Here is a 14,871-nt window from a genome sequence, read left to right as displayed (position 1 = left end):
CTAATAACCGGCGGCGGAGCCGTTGCTGCGGGGATCGGATGCCCCTTCAAACAGGCCGTTGGGATGACGCACGATGGCGCCCGCATGGCCCATGGCTTCGCTGTAATCGGCCAGCACGTCAACCTCGTGGCCCAGCGCCCGCAGGCGGTTGATGGTGTCAGGGGAGAAGCGGCCCTCCAGCTTCAGCGAGTCAGAGGTCTGCCCCCAGGTGCGGCCCAGCAGCCAGCGCGGGCGTGAAATACTCTCCTGCAACGGTACTCCCTGCAGAATGTAGCGGGTGAAGATAGCGGCCTGGGTTTGCGGCTGCCCGTCTCCGCCCATGGAGCCATAGACCATCACCCGGCCATCGTTGAGGCGGGCGGCGGCGGGATTGAGGGTATGGAACGGCTGTTTGCCGGGCGCCAGCGCCAGCAGGTGCGCGGGGTCGAGACTAAACGAGGCGCCGCGGTTTTGCCAGACGATCCCGCTCTCCGGCAGCACCACGCCGCTGCCAAACTCGTGATAGAGACTCTGAATAAAGGAGACCGCTAACCCGCTGCTGTCGATAACCCCCATCCAGACGGTATCGCCGGGGCCTTTGCCAGCCCCCCAGGGGGCGGCCCGCTGGTCGTCAACCTTCGCCGCCAGCTGCTGCAGCGCCTGGGGCGCAAGCAGGCTCTGGATATCCACGTCCAGATGGCGCGGGTCGGTGATATGGGCATCGCGCAGGCCAAAGGCCAGCTTGGTCGCTTCGACAATCCGGTGGACGGTCTGCGCGTCGTCGGCGTCGCTCATCGCCAGTTGGTCGGTGATCCCGAGGATCGCCAGAGAGACCAGCCCCTGCGTCGGCGGTGCCAGATTCCACAGTTCGCCCTGCTGATGCGACAGTTTCAGCGGCGCCGGGCGGCGGGCGCGGTGCTGCTGTAAATCGCCAAGGGTGATGGGCAGACCATGTTGCGTCATGCCCTGGGCCAGACGGGTTGCCAGAGGGCCACGGTAAAAGCTATCGAGGCCGTCATCGACCAGCTGCTGTAACGTCGCCGCCAGCGCGGGCTGACGAAAGCGGCTGCCGGTTTCCGGCGGCTGACCGTTGACCAGAAAGGTCTCCGCAAACCCCGGCAGGTGCTGAAGCTCGGCTAGTTTGCTGGCGGTGGCGCTGGCCTGCGAAGCGGTCACCGGCGTGCCGTCTGCGGCATAGCCGATGGCATCCGCCAGCAGACGAGCCAGCGGCAGCGCGCCACCGGTCAGGGACTGCGACACCTTCAGCGCTTCGTCCCAGCCGCTGACGGTGCCGGCAACGGTCAGCGCCGCCTGCGGCCCGCGGTGCGGAATATGCGCCAGTCCGGCGTAGGCCTCCTGCGTCGCCAGCGACCCTGCCGCGCCGCTGGCGTCAATGGCGATCGGTTCGCCGTCCGGCGGTACGATCAGCCAGAATCCATCGCCGCCCAGCCCGTTCATATGCGGGTAGACCACCGCAATGGTGGCGGCAGCGGCAACCATTGCCTCTATTGCGCTTCCGCCTTCGCGCAGGACGGCAACCGCGCTTTGGCTGGCCAGATGATGGGGGGCAACCGCCATCCCGTGAGCGGATACATGACTCTGCATGGGTTTTCCTCGTAATCGAATCGTAAGGTCAGGTTTGCAAAAGCTGTTCCACTTTGAGCGTAAAGTTTCAGCGTCCCGGGAAACCCCTATTTTTAGTAAACTGGCATGCATTGTGAAAGGGCTTACATGTATAGTTTGATGAAACAAAAGTTACAGAGGCTTTATGGAGCAACTAGATGAACGCCTGAAGGGACAATATGCGTCACTGTCGCCTCAGGAACAGCGGGTCGCCGATTTTATCTTCGACCATTTTGACGACCTGATCAGCTATAACAGCGCCGAGCTGGCGCAGCTGAGCGGGGTCTCAAAGGCTACGGTCAGTCGCCTGTTTAAGCGGCTGGGCTACGAAAAATATAAGGATATGCGCGACGAGCTGCGCACCCTGCGCCAGAGCGGTATGCCGCTGACCGACCAGCGCGACGCGGTGCAGGGTAACACCTTGCTGGCGCGGCATTATAAGCAGGAGATGGCCAACCTGACCCAGTGGGTCAACACCCTCGACGCGCAGCAGTTTGCCGAGGCGATAAGCGCGATGGTCAACGCCCGGCGGATTATCATCATCGGGATGCGCAACTCCTGGCCGGTGGCGCTGCACCTGCGCCAGCAGCTGCTTCAGGCGCGTGGGCAGGTGCAGGTGCTGCCGCAGCCGGGGCAGAGCTTAAGCGAGGAGTTGGTGGATCTGTCGCCGGACGATCTAGTGGTGATGGTGGCCTTTCGCCGCCGCCCGCGCATCATTCGCCCGCTGCTACAACAGTTGCAGCAGCGCGGTATTCCGCTGCTGCTGATGTGCGAACCGCAGGCCTACAGCCTGTTCCCGCTGTCCAACTGGCAGCTGTGCGCGCCGCTGGACAGCGTGTCGGCCTATGACAGCTACGGGGCGGTGAACAGTTTAATCAACCTACTGGCGAATGCTTTTCTGCATGAAATTCTCGATAAGGGCCGTCCGCGGATCCACGATATTGCCACTCTGTATCAGCAGCTGGATGAGCTTGAGCAACGATAATGGGGCCTCAGGCTGGTGCTTTGCCTTTTTTTAGTGCAATAAAACGGTGAGAAAATAACAGCGCTTTTATCACCGTTTTTCGCTATCTCTTGTTTATGCTCTCTTTTATTCCGCCTGGCGCGGCAAGGCTACGGTTTGTTGTACCTGGCACATTAGTTGCAAAAGTTTATTTAAAGAATCTTTTGTTTCATACTAACGTAACGGGTAAACACCATGAAAAAACTGCTGATCGCCCTGGCTGGGGCCGCTTGTCTGTTCACCAACATCACCGCGGCGAAAGCCGACCAGCTGCAGGATATCGAAAAACGCGGGGTGATCCGCATTGCGGTTCCGCAGGATTTCCCGCCGTTCGGTTCGGTGGGGACCGATCTGCAACCGCAGGGCTATGACATCGATATGGCGCGTTATCTGGCAAAGCAGATGAAGCTCAAGCTGCAGCTGGTGCCGGTGACCAGCGCCAACCGGGTGCCGTATCTGCAAACTGATAAAGTGGATCTGGTTATCTCCAGCCTCGGGAAAAACGCCGAGCGTGAGAAGGTGATTGATTTCAGCCGCGCCTACGCGCCGTTCTTCCTCGGCGTGTTTGGCCCGAAAGGGGCGGAAGTGAAAGATGTGGCGGCGCTGAGCGGCAAAACCATCGGCGTGACCCGTGGCGCGGTGGAAGATATGGTGCTGACCGGCATCGCCCCGAAAGAGGTGCAGATTAAACGCTACGAAGACAACAACACCACGCTGTCGGCATATCTCTCCGGGCAGGTGCAGTACGTAGCGACCGGCAACCTTGTGGTGGCGGCGATCACCCGCCAAAACCCGGCAAAAGCACCGGTAGCGAGCTTTATGCTGAAAGATTCACCGTGCGTGATTGGCCTGAAAAAGAATGAACCGGCGCTGAAAGAGAAAGTGAACGCCTTGATTGAGCAAGGCGTGAAGGACGGCACCCTGAATACCCTCTCTCAACAGTGGCTGAAAGCTCCGCTGCCCGCCGACTTTGCTGCATAAGGTCTGTGCATGACGGAACAACTTCATTTTTCTGAGCTCTGGCCGCACTGGCCGGAGCTGCTGGCCGGACTGTGGGTGACCATTCAGCTGACGGTGCTGGCTACCGCCGGCGGCCTGACCATCGGTATCTTTGGCGCCGCTATTCGGAGCGGACGCCCATCATGGTTCAGCCGGATCTGGGGCGGCTATGTGGAGCTGATTCGCAATACGCCGTTTGTGGTTCAGCTGTTCTTTATTGTCTTCGGGCTGCCGAATCTTGGGCTCAAGATGACCGCAGGCGAAGCGGCGCTGCTGGCGATGATTGTCAACCTTGGCGCCTACAGTACTGAGATCGTGCGTGCTGGTATTCAGGTGACGCCAAAAGGGCAGTGGGAGGCAGGGCGAGTGCTCGGGCTGAGCCGCACCCAGACCTTTATCCGCGTGGTGCTGCCCCCGGCGTTGCAGCGCATTTATCCGGCGCTGGTGAGCCAGTGCATTATCGTGATGCTGGGATCGTCGGTGGTGTCGCAGGTCTCTTATGAGGAGCTGACCTTTGCCGCCAACCTGATTCAGTCGCGGACGTTCCTGAGCTTTGAGGTCTATCTGGTGACCACGGGGATCTACTTAGTGTTGTCGATAACAATGCGTCAGCTGCTAATGGCAGCGGGGCGAAAATGGCTGAGGGTAGAGGCATGATGACCACTTTTACCGACTGGGACATTATCCGTAACCTGTTGCTGGCAGGACGCTGGACGGTGCTGCTGTCGCTGGTGGCGTTTATCGGCGGCGCGCTGGTGACTCTGCCGCTGCTGCTGCTGCGCCTGAGCGGCGGGCGTCAGGTGAAGCGCCTGATCCGCGGCTATATCGAGCTGTTTCAGGGCACCCCGCTGCTGATGCAGCTGTTTCTGGCCTTCTTCGGCGTGGCGCTGTTCGGTATTGACGTATCGCCGTGGACCGCTGCCTCGCTGGCCCTGACGTTTTACACCAGCGCTTTTTTGCTCGATATCTGGTACGGCAGCATTCGCGCATTGCCGAAAGGCCAGTGGGAAGCATCGCGCTGCCTGGGCCTCAGTTTTGGCCAGACCCTGTTTCGCGTCGTGGCGCCCCAGGCGTTACGGATTGCGATTGCCCCGACCGTCGGCTTTGCGGTGCAGGTGGTGAAGGGCACCGCGCTGGCGTCGATTATCGGTTTTGTCGAACTGACCAAAGCCGGCACCATGCTGACTAACGTCACTTATCAGCCGTTTAAAGTCTTTGCGCTGGTGGCGCTGGGCTATTTCGTTCTGTGTTACCCGCTGTCCCGTTACAGCCGCTATCTGGAGAATAAATTCAATGCCTCTCATCACCATTAATCAGATGCAGAAGTACTACGGTGACAACCACGTGCTGAAAGGTGTCGATCTGGACATTGATATGGGCGAGGTGATTTCGATTATCGGCCGCAGCGGCTCGGGGAAAAGCACGCTGCTGCGCTGCATCAACGGGCTGGAAGGGTACCAGGAAGGCAGCATTAAGCTCGGCGGTATGACCATCACCGATCGTGACTCGCAGGCGCGGGAGATCAGCCGCTCCGTCGGGATGGTCTTCCAGAATTTTAACCTGTTCCCGCACATGACCGCCCTCGAAAACGTGATGCTGGCGCCGCGGCGGGTGCTGAAGAAAAGCGCCGCCGAATGCCGGGAACTGGCGCAGCGGATGCTGGAGAAAGTGGGGCTGGGTGACCGGATCGACTATTACCCCTCCAGCCTCTCCGGCGGCCAGCAGCAGCGCGTGGCGATTGCACGGGCGCTGGCTATGTCGCCCAAAGTTTTACTCTGTGACGAGATTACCTCAGCGCTGGACCCGGAACTGGTGGGCGAAGTGCTCAAAGTTCTGGAGCAGCTGGCGGCGGAAGGCATGACGCTGATTCTCGTTACCCATGAAATGAATTTCGCCCGTGAAGTGGGTGACCGCGTGGTGTTTATGCATCAGGGGCGCGTCTGGGAGCAGGGCGACAGCAAGACGCTGTTTGCCAACCCGCAGACCAGCGAGCTGAAGCAGTTTATCTCCTCCGTGCGCGGTCTCAATTAATAAGGACTAAAAGATGGATATCACTCAGTTTTCGCAAATCAACCCGCCGTCACGCCTGCTGATGGGGCCGGGACCAATCAACGCCGACCCGCGGGTGCTGCGCGCGATGGCAAGCCAGCTGATCGGCCAGTATGACCCGGCGATGACCCACTATATGAATGAAGTGATGGCGCTCTATCGCGGAGTCTTTCGTACCGAAAACCGCTGGACGATGCTGGTGGACGGCACCTCCCGCGCGGGGATCGAGGCGATCCTGGTTTCGGCGATCCGCCCCGGCGACAAGGTGCTGGTGCCGGTATTCGGTCGCTTTGGTCATCTGCTGTGCGAAATTGCCCGCCGCTGCCGCGCCGAAGTGCACACCATTGAGGTGCCGTGGGGTGAGGTCTTTACCCCGGATCAGGTTGAAGAGGCGATCAAGCGCGTTCGTCCGCGTCTGCTGCTGACGGTGCAGGGCGACACCTCCACCACCATGCTCCAGCCGTTGGCCGAACTGGGGGCGATTTGCCGCCGTTATGACGTGCTGTTTTACACCGACGCCACCGCCTCGCTGGGGGGCAACCCCCTCGAGAGCGACGCCTGGGGTTTGGATGCGGTCTCGGCCGGGATGCAGAAATGCCTCGGCGGGCCGTCCGGCACCTCGCCGATCACCCTGAGCGAGCGTATGGAAGAGGCAATCCGCCGCCGCAAATGCGTTGAAGCGGGTATTCGTACCGATGCCCATCAGGATGGTGTCGACGAGATGGTGTATTCCAACTACTTCGACCTTGGCATGGTGATGGATTACTGGGGGCCGGAGCGCCTGAACCATCACACCGAGGCGACCTCGGCGCTGTTTGCCGCCCGGGAGTGCGCGCGGCTGATCCTGCAGGAAGGGCTGGATAACGGCATTGCCCGCCACAAGCTCCACGGCGATGCGTTGCTCAAGGGCATTCAGGCAATGGGGCTCGACACCTTCGGCGACCTGAAACATAAAATGAACAACGTGCTCGGGGTGGTTATCCCCCACGGCATCAACGGCGACCAGGTCCGTAAGCTGATGCTGGAAGACTTTGGTATTGAGATTGGCACCTCGTTCGGCCCGCTGCATGGCAAAGTATGGCGCATCGGCACCATGGGCTACAACGCGCGCAAAGATTGCGTGATGACCACGCTCAGCGCGCTGGAGTCGGTGCTGAACCACCTGAAATTCGCCACCACCCAGGGCGCCGCCATGCAGGCCGCGTGGGATCACTATCGCCGCGAGAGTGCGCTATGAGTCCATTGCCACGCCAGCAGGCGGAGATGACGGAAGCGGCGGTGCGGGTGATGGCCCGCGCCGATGAACTGGCGGCGATCAGCGCCACCGCGCAGGGGCTGACCCGGGTGTATCTCTCCCCGGAGCATCTGCAGGCCAATCAGCTGGTGGCCCGCTGGATGACGCAGGCGGGAATGACCGTCTGGCAGGACAGCGTCGGCAACATTTGCGGGCGTTACGAAGGGGCGCAGGAAGGGGCGCCGGCGATCCTGCTGGGGTCGCATCTGGACACGGTGCGTAATGCCGGGCGCTATGATGGCATGCTGGGGGTGCTGACGGCGATCGCCGTGGTGGAAGACCTGCACCGGCAGGGACAGCGGCTGGCGAAAGCCATTGAGATTGTCGGCTTCGGCGATGAAGAGGGGACACGCTTTGGCATCACGCTGCTCGGTAGCCGTGGCCTGACCGGGACGTGGCCGGAGGGCTGGCTGGCACAGTGCGATGTGGATGGCATCAGCGTGACGCAGGCGATGGTTCAGGCCGGTCTCGACCCGGCCCGCATCCGCCAGGCCGAACGTCCGGCCGGAGACATTAGCGCTTATCTTGAGCTGCATATTGAGCAAGGCCCCTGCCTGGAACAGGCCGGGCTGGCGCTCGGCGTGGTGGAGGCCATCAACGGCGCCCGCCGTCTGAACTGCCGCTTTACCGGTGAGGCAGGCCACGCGGGTACGGTACCGATGCTCCATCGGCGGGATGCGCTGGCCGCCGCCGCCGAGTGGATGGTGCTGATAGAAACCATGACCCGGCAGCAGGCCGGCAACCTGGTGGCGACGGTCGGGACGCTACGCTGCGCACCCGGCGCGGTGAACGTGATCCCCGGCGAGGTGATCCTGACGCTGGATATTCGCGGACCGCAGGATGGCCCACTGGATGCGCTGCTCAATGCGCTGCTGGAGGAAGCCCAGGCGATTGCCACCCGGCGCCAACTGCAATTCAGCGCCGACGAGTTTTACCGCATCGCGGCCACCGCCTGCGACCGGCACTTACAGGCGGTGCTGGCGACGGCGGTGCATGAGGTGCAGGGGATCTCGCTCTCCCTGCCGAGCGGCGCCGGACACGACGCGATCGCCATCGGCGAGCGCTGGCCGGTGGGGATGCTGTTTGTGCGCTGTAAAGGCGGCGTCAGCCACCATCCGGCGGAGTCGGTGATGCTGCCGGACGTTGCGCTCGCCATCGAGGCATTGCATCGCGCGGTGTGGCGACTGGCTGTAGGGGAGTAACGCGCTGGCAGGTCTGACAGGGTGGGGAGCCGCGCCGTTGGCGCTTTTCAGTAAAAGTTAGCACAAAATGCTAAAAATGCGGGGGGCGAACTCTATACCATCCGCCGCACTGACCTCGTCGCCATGGATTGGTAGCACTTTGGAAAAATTCCGCGGGGTCAGTCTGTTCTCTTCGTCACATCCTTATGATCCCTTGAAATCAAACCGAATTTTTCTTTAACCCTCAGAAAATTATCATTTTTATTCGACGGATATCACCGGGCTGCTATGCTACCTGTTGAAAAATTTTGATACCGCCGAGAGACATGTCGATGTTGAACTCAGAAAAGAATATCAATATAAAAACCCAGCAAGTAAGCCACTACGCCAACCTTCTCCCGGCGTTACTGGTGATCGTCGCCGTTGCCGCGTTATGTATGACTATTTCGGCCCCATTAGGGCCCTGGGACATGATTTTTGCCAAAGCCGGGTTGTATATCGATTTGTTGGCGCTGCTGTTTTTGGTCTTTATGTTGTGGATCTCGTCGAAAGTCAGAATGAGTCATGTGGCGGTGAACTGGGTGCGCTACGGGCTGCTGCTGTGGATAGCCGGGGGTACCTTTGATTTAATGGATGAAATGTTCGTTCAGCCGCGGTGGATGGGCTACTACTGCGAAGATCTGCTGCGGTTGTCGGGGATGTTATTGACCACGATTGGCATCTACAAAATCATCGAACGGATTAACGTTCTGTACGTCGATGCGCGCTCCCAGTCATTAAAAGATGAGCTGACCCAACTGCCGAACCGACGTTTCTTTATCGATACGATCCGCGAAAAGCAGAGCCACAGCCCGGTGGCTTTGATGATCCTCGATATCGATTTCTTCAAGAAAATTAACGACACCTACGGCCATCTGGTGGGCGATGAGGTGCTGTTCGCGCTGGGTAAGCAGCTGTCGAAGCTCACCAGCGACTCGGTGCTGCCGGCGAGGATCGGCGGCGAGGAGTTTGCCATTATCGTTGACGGCATGCCCGCCGATGAGGTGGGCCAGCTCGCAGAGTCCATTCTGCTCAATGTCCGATCCATTCTGATTAATCACGATTATCCGCTGTCGGTGAGCATTGGCGTCGGGATGCGTGAAAAAGATGAACCCCAGGATGCGTTTATTAAGAAAGTGGATGAGGCGCTGTACGCCGCGAAGCACAACGGGCGTGGCCGGGTAGAGTGGGCCTCTTAAAATGGCCTTGCCTTACCCCTGCTGTGCGCTGCGGCAGTGGCGGCGGTATTCCGACGGCGAGCGCTCGGTGTAGCGCTTGAATACCCGGCAGAAATAGTTGCTGTCGACAAATCCGCAGTTATGGGCAATCTCTTTGACCTTGAGATCGTAACCGCGCAGCAGCTTTTTCGCCTTTTCCAGGCGCACGCTGGTGAGGAATTCATTGAAGCCGACGGAACCTGATTTCTGGAAAATATGCGACAGGTAGTTAGGCGTAATATGAAAGCGCTTTGCGACCGATTCGCGGGTTAAAGGCTGGCTGAGGTGCTCTTCAAGATAATCCTGCACCGCCATAAACAGGTCGCGACTGCGGCTGACCCGCATCTCCAGCCCCACCAGTTGCTCAAGGCAGTGGCTCAACAGCGCCGAGATCACCAGCCTGGCCGTCACCGGGTCCGGTTGCAGGCAGATTTCATTAAGCGATAGCAGCAGATAGGAGCCGACCCGCGGCCCCAGACGAGCGACGTTCTGCTTTTCCGTTCGCAACTGTTTGCCGTCCCAGTGCTGCAGACAGAATCCCAGCTTCTGGCGGCCAAACAGAATGCTGAGCGTCGATGCCGGTCCGCTCCATTCCGGCAGCGTCCATTTCCCGGCCTGCACATACAGAACCTGCGAGGCGGAGAGCATCGATTCCGACAGCGGCAGTCCGTTCTCCTTTAGCTCACCCTCGAGCACAATTTCCAGCCGCGGAAAGGGGACTTTCAGCGCCAGCGCCGGCTCGGAGATATCCGGGTCGGGGAAGCGGGCATGCAGATTATCTTTCTGATTTACCAAACGATTTAAAATATCTGCCAGATCGTCAATCATCCTCTAGGCCTTAGCAAGGTGCAATTATCTCGTTGATTATCATCTATTTTATAACAGCTGAACGAGCACGATGCGCTATTTACATCATGGATCGCACCGCGTAGGGCGGTCCGGGTGATAGATTTTGAGGCGCGTCACACTTTTCCCTGCCGCGTACGCGTGTCCAGTTTTTCGTAGTTTTGCCTTCATGTTTTCCGCCCCGCCGCAGCTTAAAGTTGGTTCTGTGTTATCGATACGTTAAGGAATGTAAATATGGAACAACAATCTGCGGTTTATCTGAATGCGCTGGGGGCGAACATCGAGCTGTCCCCGAAGATGAAAGAAGAGCTGGATACCCTGGGCTATACCGTGGTGCATAACGTCGCGGACCCGGAGTGGCTGGCGGCGATGCGCGAGTTGATTGATACCATCGTCGAGAAAGAGGGCGACAATCTGGCGATCGAGCATCATCAGGAGGCGACGGCGACGCGCATTGCCAACCTGATTAACAAAGGGGTTATTTGGGAAAAAGTCTGGTCGCATCCGCTGATCCTCTCCGCCTGCCAGTATGTTTTTCAGGGTGATTTTAAAGTCTCCAGCCTGAACGCCCGGGAAGCGTTGTTTAACGGCGGCCACCAGCCGCTGCATGCGGACTGGAAGAAGCCTCGCCCGGATTTTCCGAAAGTGCATCTGGTGAACACCATCTGGGCTATCGATGATTTAAGTGCGGAAAATGGCGCACCGCGCATTATTCCCGGCACGCATCACCGTCCGGAACTACCGGAAGAGGTGCTGGACGATCCGGAGTTAACGCACCCTGACGAGGTGGTGTTTGCCGCCCCGGCGGGCAGCGTGATGATTTATAACGCCCACGCCTGGCATGGCGGGACCCGCAACCGGGTCGGCAGCCGACGCCGGGTGTTGCACGGGTTGTACATCGACCGGGAAGATACCGCGCAGCAGGATCAGCAGCGCTGGCTAACGCCGCAGACCGCGAGCCGCCTGACGCCGGCGCAAAAATGGCTGCTGGGCGTAGAGTAAATTTGACGTAGTTGCCCGTGTGGTTCCCGGAGGCGGCGCTTAACGCGCCTGTCCGGGCTACAGGTTACGTAGCAACGCCTCCGGGGGAAACCGAAGATGCACGAAGAAGGACTCACCCGCGGTCAGGGGATGTCGATATAGACCACCGGCTTTTTCATAATGCACTTCACCGCCTCGATAATCAGCTGCGGCTGCAGCAGGAAGGTTTTGATGCTGGTCTTAATGGTGCGGATGCCGTGAAAACGCTTTGCGTCGTCGATCTCAATATCCGTCACCAGCAGGACGACATCGACATGGGCGATATCGTCAGCCGTGATTTTGTTCTCTACCCCTAACGCGCCCTGGGTCTCGATTTTGATATGCCACTTTTCAAGGTGACCCACCTTTTCCAGACGCTCGGCCGCCATGTAGGTGTGCGCGACGCCGCTGACGCAGGCCGTTACGGCAACGATATTGACATCCATCGTATCCTCCTGGCGTTATCCGCCGATGGTCACCTGAAAACCGGACTGTTCAGCCAGCACCCTGAAGGGGTGGATCTCAGACTCTTCGGGGACGCGAACCTGCGACAGTGCCCCGATTTTTCCCAGTAACTGGTATTTGGCTTCGCCGTATTGATGGAACGGCAGAAGATGAATTTCCGGCAGCTTAAAGGGGGCCAGAAACGCCAGAATCTGGCGGAAATTGGCTTTGTTGAGGGTATAGCCCGGAATTAACGGCACCCGGGGAATAACCTGAATATTCGCCGCGACCAGTCGGGTGAAATTATCCCGTACCCGCGACATGTTTATCTGCAGTACCGTTTGAGCCTGGACGTCATCCATAATTTTCAGATCGAACAGCACTTCATCGCAGGTTTGCGCCAGCGGGAAAAAACGGCTGAATGCGGCGTCGCCCGCGGTTTCAATGGCGGTGTGGATCCCCCATTCGCGCAGTTGGCGCAGCAGACGCGTGGCAAATTCAGCCTGCATCAGCACTTCGCCGCCCGACAGAGTCACGCCGCCGCCGGAGGCGCGGAAGAAGACCTCATCTTTCAGCACCTCCTTAAGCAGATTATCCAGGGTGACGTCGCGGCCAATCTGCTCCCAGGCGCCGGTGGGGCATTCGACCACATCCTGCTGGCAATGGGCGCAGTGCAGGCACTTGCTCTCCCGGCGCACGGTCTGGATTTTGGGCGAGATCGACTCCGGGTTGGCGCACCACGGGCAGGCGTGCGGACAGCCCTTGAAGAATACGACGGTACGGATCCCCTGACCGTCGTTCAGCGAGTAGCGCTGGATGTTAAAAATGCGCGCCCTGTCGGCGCGCGTGGCCATCACCTCACAGCTGATGCGCGGTGCGACGGATAATGTCATCCTGAATCTCCTGCGACAGCTCGACAAAAAAGGCGCTGTAGCCCGCAACGCGCACCACCAGACCGGCAAAATCCTGCGGCCGCTGCTGGGCTTCGCGCAGCGTATCGGCGTTGACCACGTTGAACTGAATATGCTGCAGCTTGAGCCGGGTGAAGGCCTGTAAAAAATCCGCCAGCTTGTTGAGCCCGCTATCTCCGGCCAGCGTCGCCGGGGTGAACTTAACGTTCAGCAGCGTCCCGTTGGAGAGCAGGGTGTTATCCAGCTTGCTTACCGATTTCAGCACCGCCGTCGGCCCGAGGGCATCCTGACCGACCATCGGCGACAGTCCGCCGTCCGCCAGTTGTTCCCCGGCCAGGCGTCCGTCCGGCGTTGCACCAACTACCGAGCCCAACGGCACGTGGGCAGAGACGGTGTAGGAACCGGGGGTAAAGCGGCCGCCGCGCGGGTTCTCATAGCGTTCAACTTCTTTACAGTAAAAACGCAGCAGATCGGCGCTGATGTTGTCTACCTCGTCGATATCGTTCCCGTACTTTTCAAAGCGGTTGATCAGCCGGGCGCGAATTTTGTCGCCCTCCGGCGTCTGGAAGTTGGCTTTCAGCACCGCTACTAGATCGGCGAAGCTCAGGCGTTTTTGCTCAAACACCATCCCGTTGAGGGCGTGCAGCGAGTCGCTCAGGTTGGCAATGCCGATACCCTGCACGCCGGAGAAGTTATAGCGCGCGCCGCCTTCGGTTATGTCTTTGCCATGCGGCACGCAATCCTCGACGAACGAGGAGAGCAGCGGTACCGGTGCCCAGTCGCGGTGGCCGATATCGCAGATATTGCTGCCTTCGACCATTAGCTTGATGTAGTAGCGGATCTTGTCGCGGATCTGCGTCATCAGCCCGTCACGGGTGACGTCCGGATTGCTTTCGTTTTCCAGCATCACGATTTCCATCACCTTCAGCAGGTTGAACATCGCGATATCGTGTAGGCCGTACGTCCGTCCGGGGATCGACAGCTCCACGCAGCCGACCACCGCGTAATCCCGCGCGTCCTCCAGCGACACGCCACGGTTGAGGAACGCCGGGATCACCACTTCATCGTTGAAGATTTGCGGAATACCGGTGCCCAGACGGATGGTCTCGGCAGTTTTGCGCAGGAAAGGACGGTCAATCAGCTCGTTGACCCGCACACCGAGGTTCGGCTGCGGCAGACGAACGTTCTGATAGGCGTCGAGGGACAAAAAGGAGAGGATATTCACCGCGCTGCGCCCGGTTTCGGTGAGGCCGCCGAGCAGGGCGGTATAGCCGGTGGGGAAGCCGGCGAAATAACGCGCGCTGCTGGTGGATCGCAGCAGGACGATATCGTTGCATTTCACCCACAGTGACTCCAGCAGCTCCTGCAGGCACTGCGGGTCCTGGCCGCGATTCAGCGATGCCTGATAATAGGGCAGCATGTACTGGTCAAAGCGCCCCAGGGAAATCGAGCTGGCGTTAGATTCGTACTGCAAAATGATGTTCATATACCAGAACAGCTGGCAGGCCTGGGGGAAATCTTCCGGGCGGTGCAGGGCGTTATGGCGGGAAATAGTGGCAATGGTTTCCAGCTCTTTGCGCCGCACCGGGTCAACGCAGGTGGCGGCCATCTCGTCAGCCAGGATCGCATAGCGCAGGATATGGCGCTGGGCGGCCTGCAGCAGGATCAGCACCGCCTCGTAAAACCGGTTCTGCGGCTGCTGAGTGTGGAGCGCGTCAATCTCCGCCACCAGCGCGGCAAGGCCATTGTCCAGCAGGCGCGGGTAGTCGATGATGATATGTCCCTGGCCTTTATCGGTCTGGTTCACGCTAAAAATCTGCGTGCTGATGGCGCGTTTAACCTCATCGGTCATCTGCTGGTTGATAAAGTCCTTCATTGAGCGCTTTTCCCAGTAGGGGAACAGCGTTTCCCGGTAGATGCGCTGGTCTTCTTCACTGATGTTGAAGCGGTCCTGCGGACGGGTCGGAAAACTATCCAGCTCGTTGAGCAGCCAGTAGGGGTCCATCTCCGGAGAGATAATGCCGGCGCGCGGTTTCACGGTGCGGTTACCGGCGATCAGTTCATCATCACGAATCGAAATCTGCACATGGTCGAGGATCCAGGCGGTCGCTTTGGCCCGGCGGATCATCACCGGTTGTCCTTCCGTTTGCTGATGGCTGGCGGTATAGAGCAGGGCGCGCTCGAGGGAGATCTCCCGCGGCTGGGCGAACAGACGGTCTTTCAGGCGTTGAGTGCGATTGGTCATGACAAACTCCATGTTATTCAG

At 59.4% G+C, this 14,871-nt stretch carries 14 protein-coding genes; 9 read left to right on the top strand and 5 right to left on the bottom strand.

All coding sequences use genetic code 11. The features are described 5' to 3' along the window. On the bottom strand, positions 1-1,584 hold the full coding sequence (gene hpxW, locus ACMYSN_RS05720) for a gamma-glutamyltransferase family protein (protein WP_462497332.1): 1,584 nt from the start codon (positions 1,582-1,584) through the stop codon (positions 1-3). A 163-nt stretch (positions 1,585-1,747) separates the two neighbouring features. Here hpxW and hpxU point away from each other — a divergent pair, with 163 nt between their 5' ends. From hpxU to ACMYSN_RS05680, 8 genes are all read left to right on the top strand, one after another. After that, positions 1,748-2,587 carry a MurR/RpiR family transcriptional regulator HpxU gene (gene hpxU / locus ACMYSN_RS05715; RefSeq protein ID WP_434585590.1) on the top strand — a complete coding sequence of 280 codons (840 nt, stop codon included), beginning with the start codon at positions 1,748-1,750 and terminating at the stop codon, positions 2,585-2,587. A gap of 213 nt (positions 2,588-2,800) precedes the next feature. Continuing rightward, entirely contained in the window at positions 2,801-3,586 is a 786-nt protein-coding gene (locus tag ACMYSN_RS05710) for a transporter substrate-binding domain-containing protein (RefSeq protein ID WP_462497331.1), read from the top strand. A gap of 9 nt (positions 3,587-3,595) precedes the next feature. After that, entirely contained in the window at positions 3,596-4,261 is a 666-nt protein-coding gene (locus tag ACMYSN_RS05705) for an amino acid ABC transporter permease (protein ID WP_462497330.1), read from the top strand. Next, positions 4,261-4,917 carry an amino acid ABC transporter permease gene (locus ACMYSN_RS05700; protein WP_462498206.1) on the top strand — a complete coding sequence of 219 codons (657 nt, stop codon included), beginning with the start codon at positions 4,261-4,263 and terminating at the stop codon, positions 4,915-4,917. The genes ACMYSN_RS05705 and ACMYSN_RS05700 overlap by 1 nt, the downstream gene beginning before the upstream one ends. Beyond that, positions 4,898-5,635 (top strand): amino acid ABC transporter ATP-binding protein, encoded by a 738-nt coding sequence (locus ACMYSN_RS05695; RefSeq protein ID WP_123753742.1) that lies wholly within the window; start codon positions 4,898-4,900, stop codon positions 5,633-5,635. Before ACMYSN_RS05700 ends, ACMYSN_RS05695 begins: the two co-directional genes overlap by 20 nt. Positions 5,636-5,648: 13 nt before the next feature. After that, complete coding sequence (locus ACMYSN_RS05690) at positions 5,649-6,890, top strand: pyridoxal-phosphate-dependent aminotransferase family protein (RefSeq protein ID WP_462497329.1); 1,242 nt, start codon at positions 5,649-5,651, stop codon at positions 6,888-6,890. After that, positions 6,887-8,149: a Zn-dependent hydrolase gene (gene hpxK, locus ACMYSN_RS05685; RefSeq protein WP_462497328.1), complete on the top strand. Its 1,263-nt coding sequence runs from the start codon at positions 6,887-6,889 to the stop codon at positions 8,147-8,149. Before ACMYSN_RS05690 ends, hpxK begins: the two co-directional genes overlap by 4 nt. A 311-nt stretch (positions 8,150-8,460) precedes the next feature. Further along, positions 8,461-9,366 (top strand): GGDEF domain-containing protein, encoded by a 906-nt coding sequence (locus tag ACMYSN_RS05680; RefSeq protein WP_462497327.1) that lies wholly within the window; start codon positions 8,461-8,463, stop codon positions 9,364-9,366. Positions 9,367-9,378: 12 nt separating this feature from the next. Here ACMYSN_RS05680 and ACMYSN_RS05675 read toward each other — a convergent pair whose 3' ends face one another. Continuing rightward, positions 9,379-10,212: an AraC family transcriptional regulator gene (locus ACMYSN_RS05675; protein WP_462497326.1), complete on the bottom strand. Its 834-nt coding sequence runs from the start codon at positions 10,210-10,212 to the stop codon at positions 9,379-9,381. Positions 10,213-10,464: 252 nt separating this feature from the next. Here ACMYSN_RS05675 and ACMYSN_RS05670 point away from each other — a divergent pair, with 252 nt between their 5' ends. Beyond that, complete coding sequence (locus ACMYSN_RS05670; protein ID WP_123753746.1) at positions 10,465-11,232, top strand: phytanoyl-CoA dioxygenase family protein; 768 nt, start codon at positions 10,465-10,467, stop codon at positions 11,230-11,232. A gap of 122 nt (positions 11,233-11,354) precedes the next feature. Here ACMYSN_RS05670 and ACMYSN_RS05665 read toward each other — a convergent pair whose 3' ends face one another. The 3 genes from ACMYSN_RS05665 to ACMYSN_RS05655 are packed head-to-tail and all read right to left on the bottom strand — an operon-like array spanning position 11,355 to position 14,850. Next, positions 11,355-11,696 carry a PTS fructose-like transporter subunit IIB gene (locus ACMYSN_RS05665; RefSeq protein WP_123753747.1) on the bottom strand — a complete coding sequence of 114 codons (342 nt, stop codon included), beginning with the start codon at positions 11,694-11,696 and terminating at the stop codon, positions 11,355-11,357. A 15-nt stretch (positions 11,697-11,711) separates the two neighbouring features. After that, positions 11,712-12,587, bottom strand: coding sequence for a radical SAM family protein (locus tag ACMYSN_RS05660; RefSeq protein ID WP_462497325.1), 876 nt, complete (start codon positions 12,585-12,587; stop codon positions 11,712-11,714). Then, positions 12,553-14,850: a glycyl radical protein gene (locus ACMYSN_RS05655; protein WP_462497324.1), complete on the bottom strand. Its 2,298-nt coding sequence runs from the start codon at positions 14,848-14,850 to the stop codon at positions 12,553-12,555. The genes ACMYSN_RS05660 and ACMYSN_RS05655 overlap by 35 nt, the downstream gene beginning before the upstream one ends. Positions 14,851-14,871: the final 21 nt, after the last annotated feature.

Source organism: Klebsiella sp. R445 (assembly GCF_051131755.1).
GTDB lineage: Bacteria > Pseudomonadota > Gammaproteobacteria > Enterobacterales > Enterobacteriaceae > Klebsiella > Klebsiella lignicola.
The sequence above is the reverse complement of the archived record's forward strand: the minus strand, read 5'-3'. Positions and strand labels throughout refer to the sequence as shown.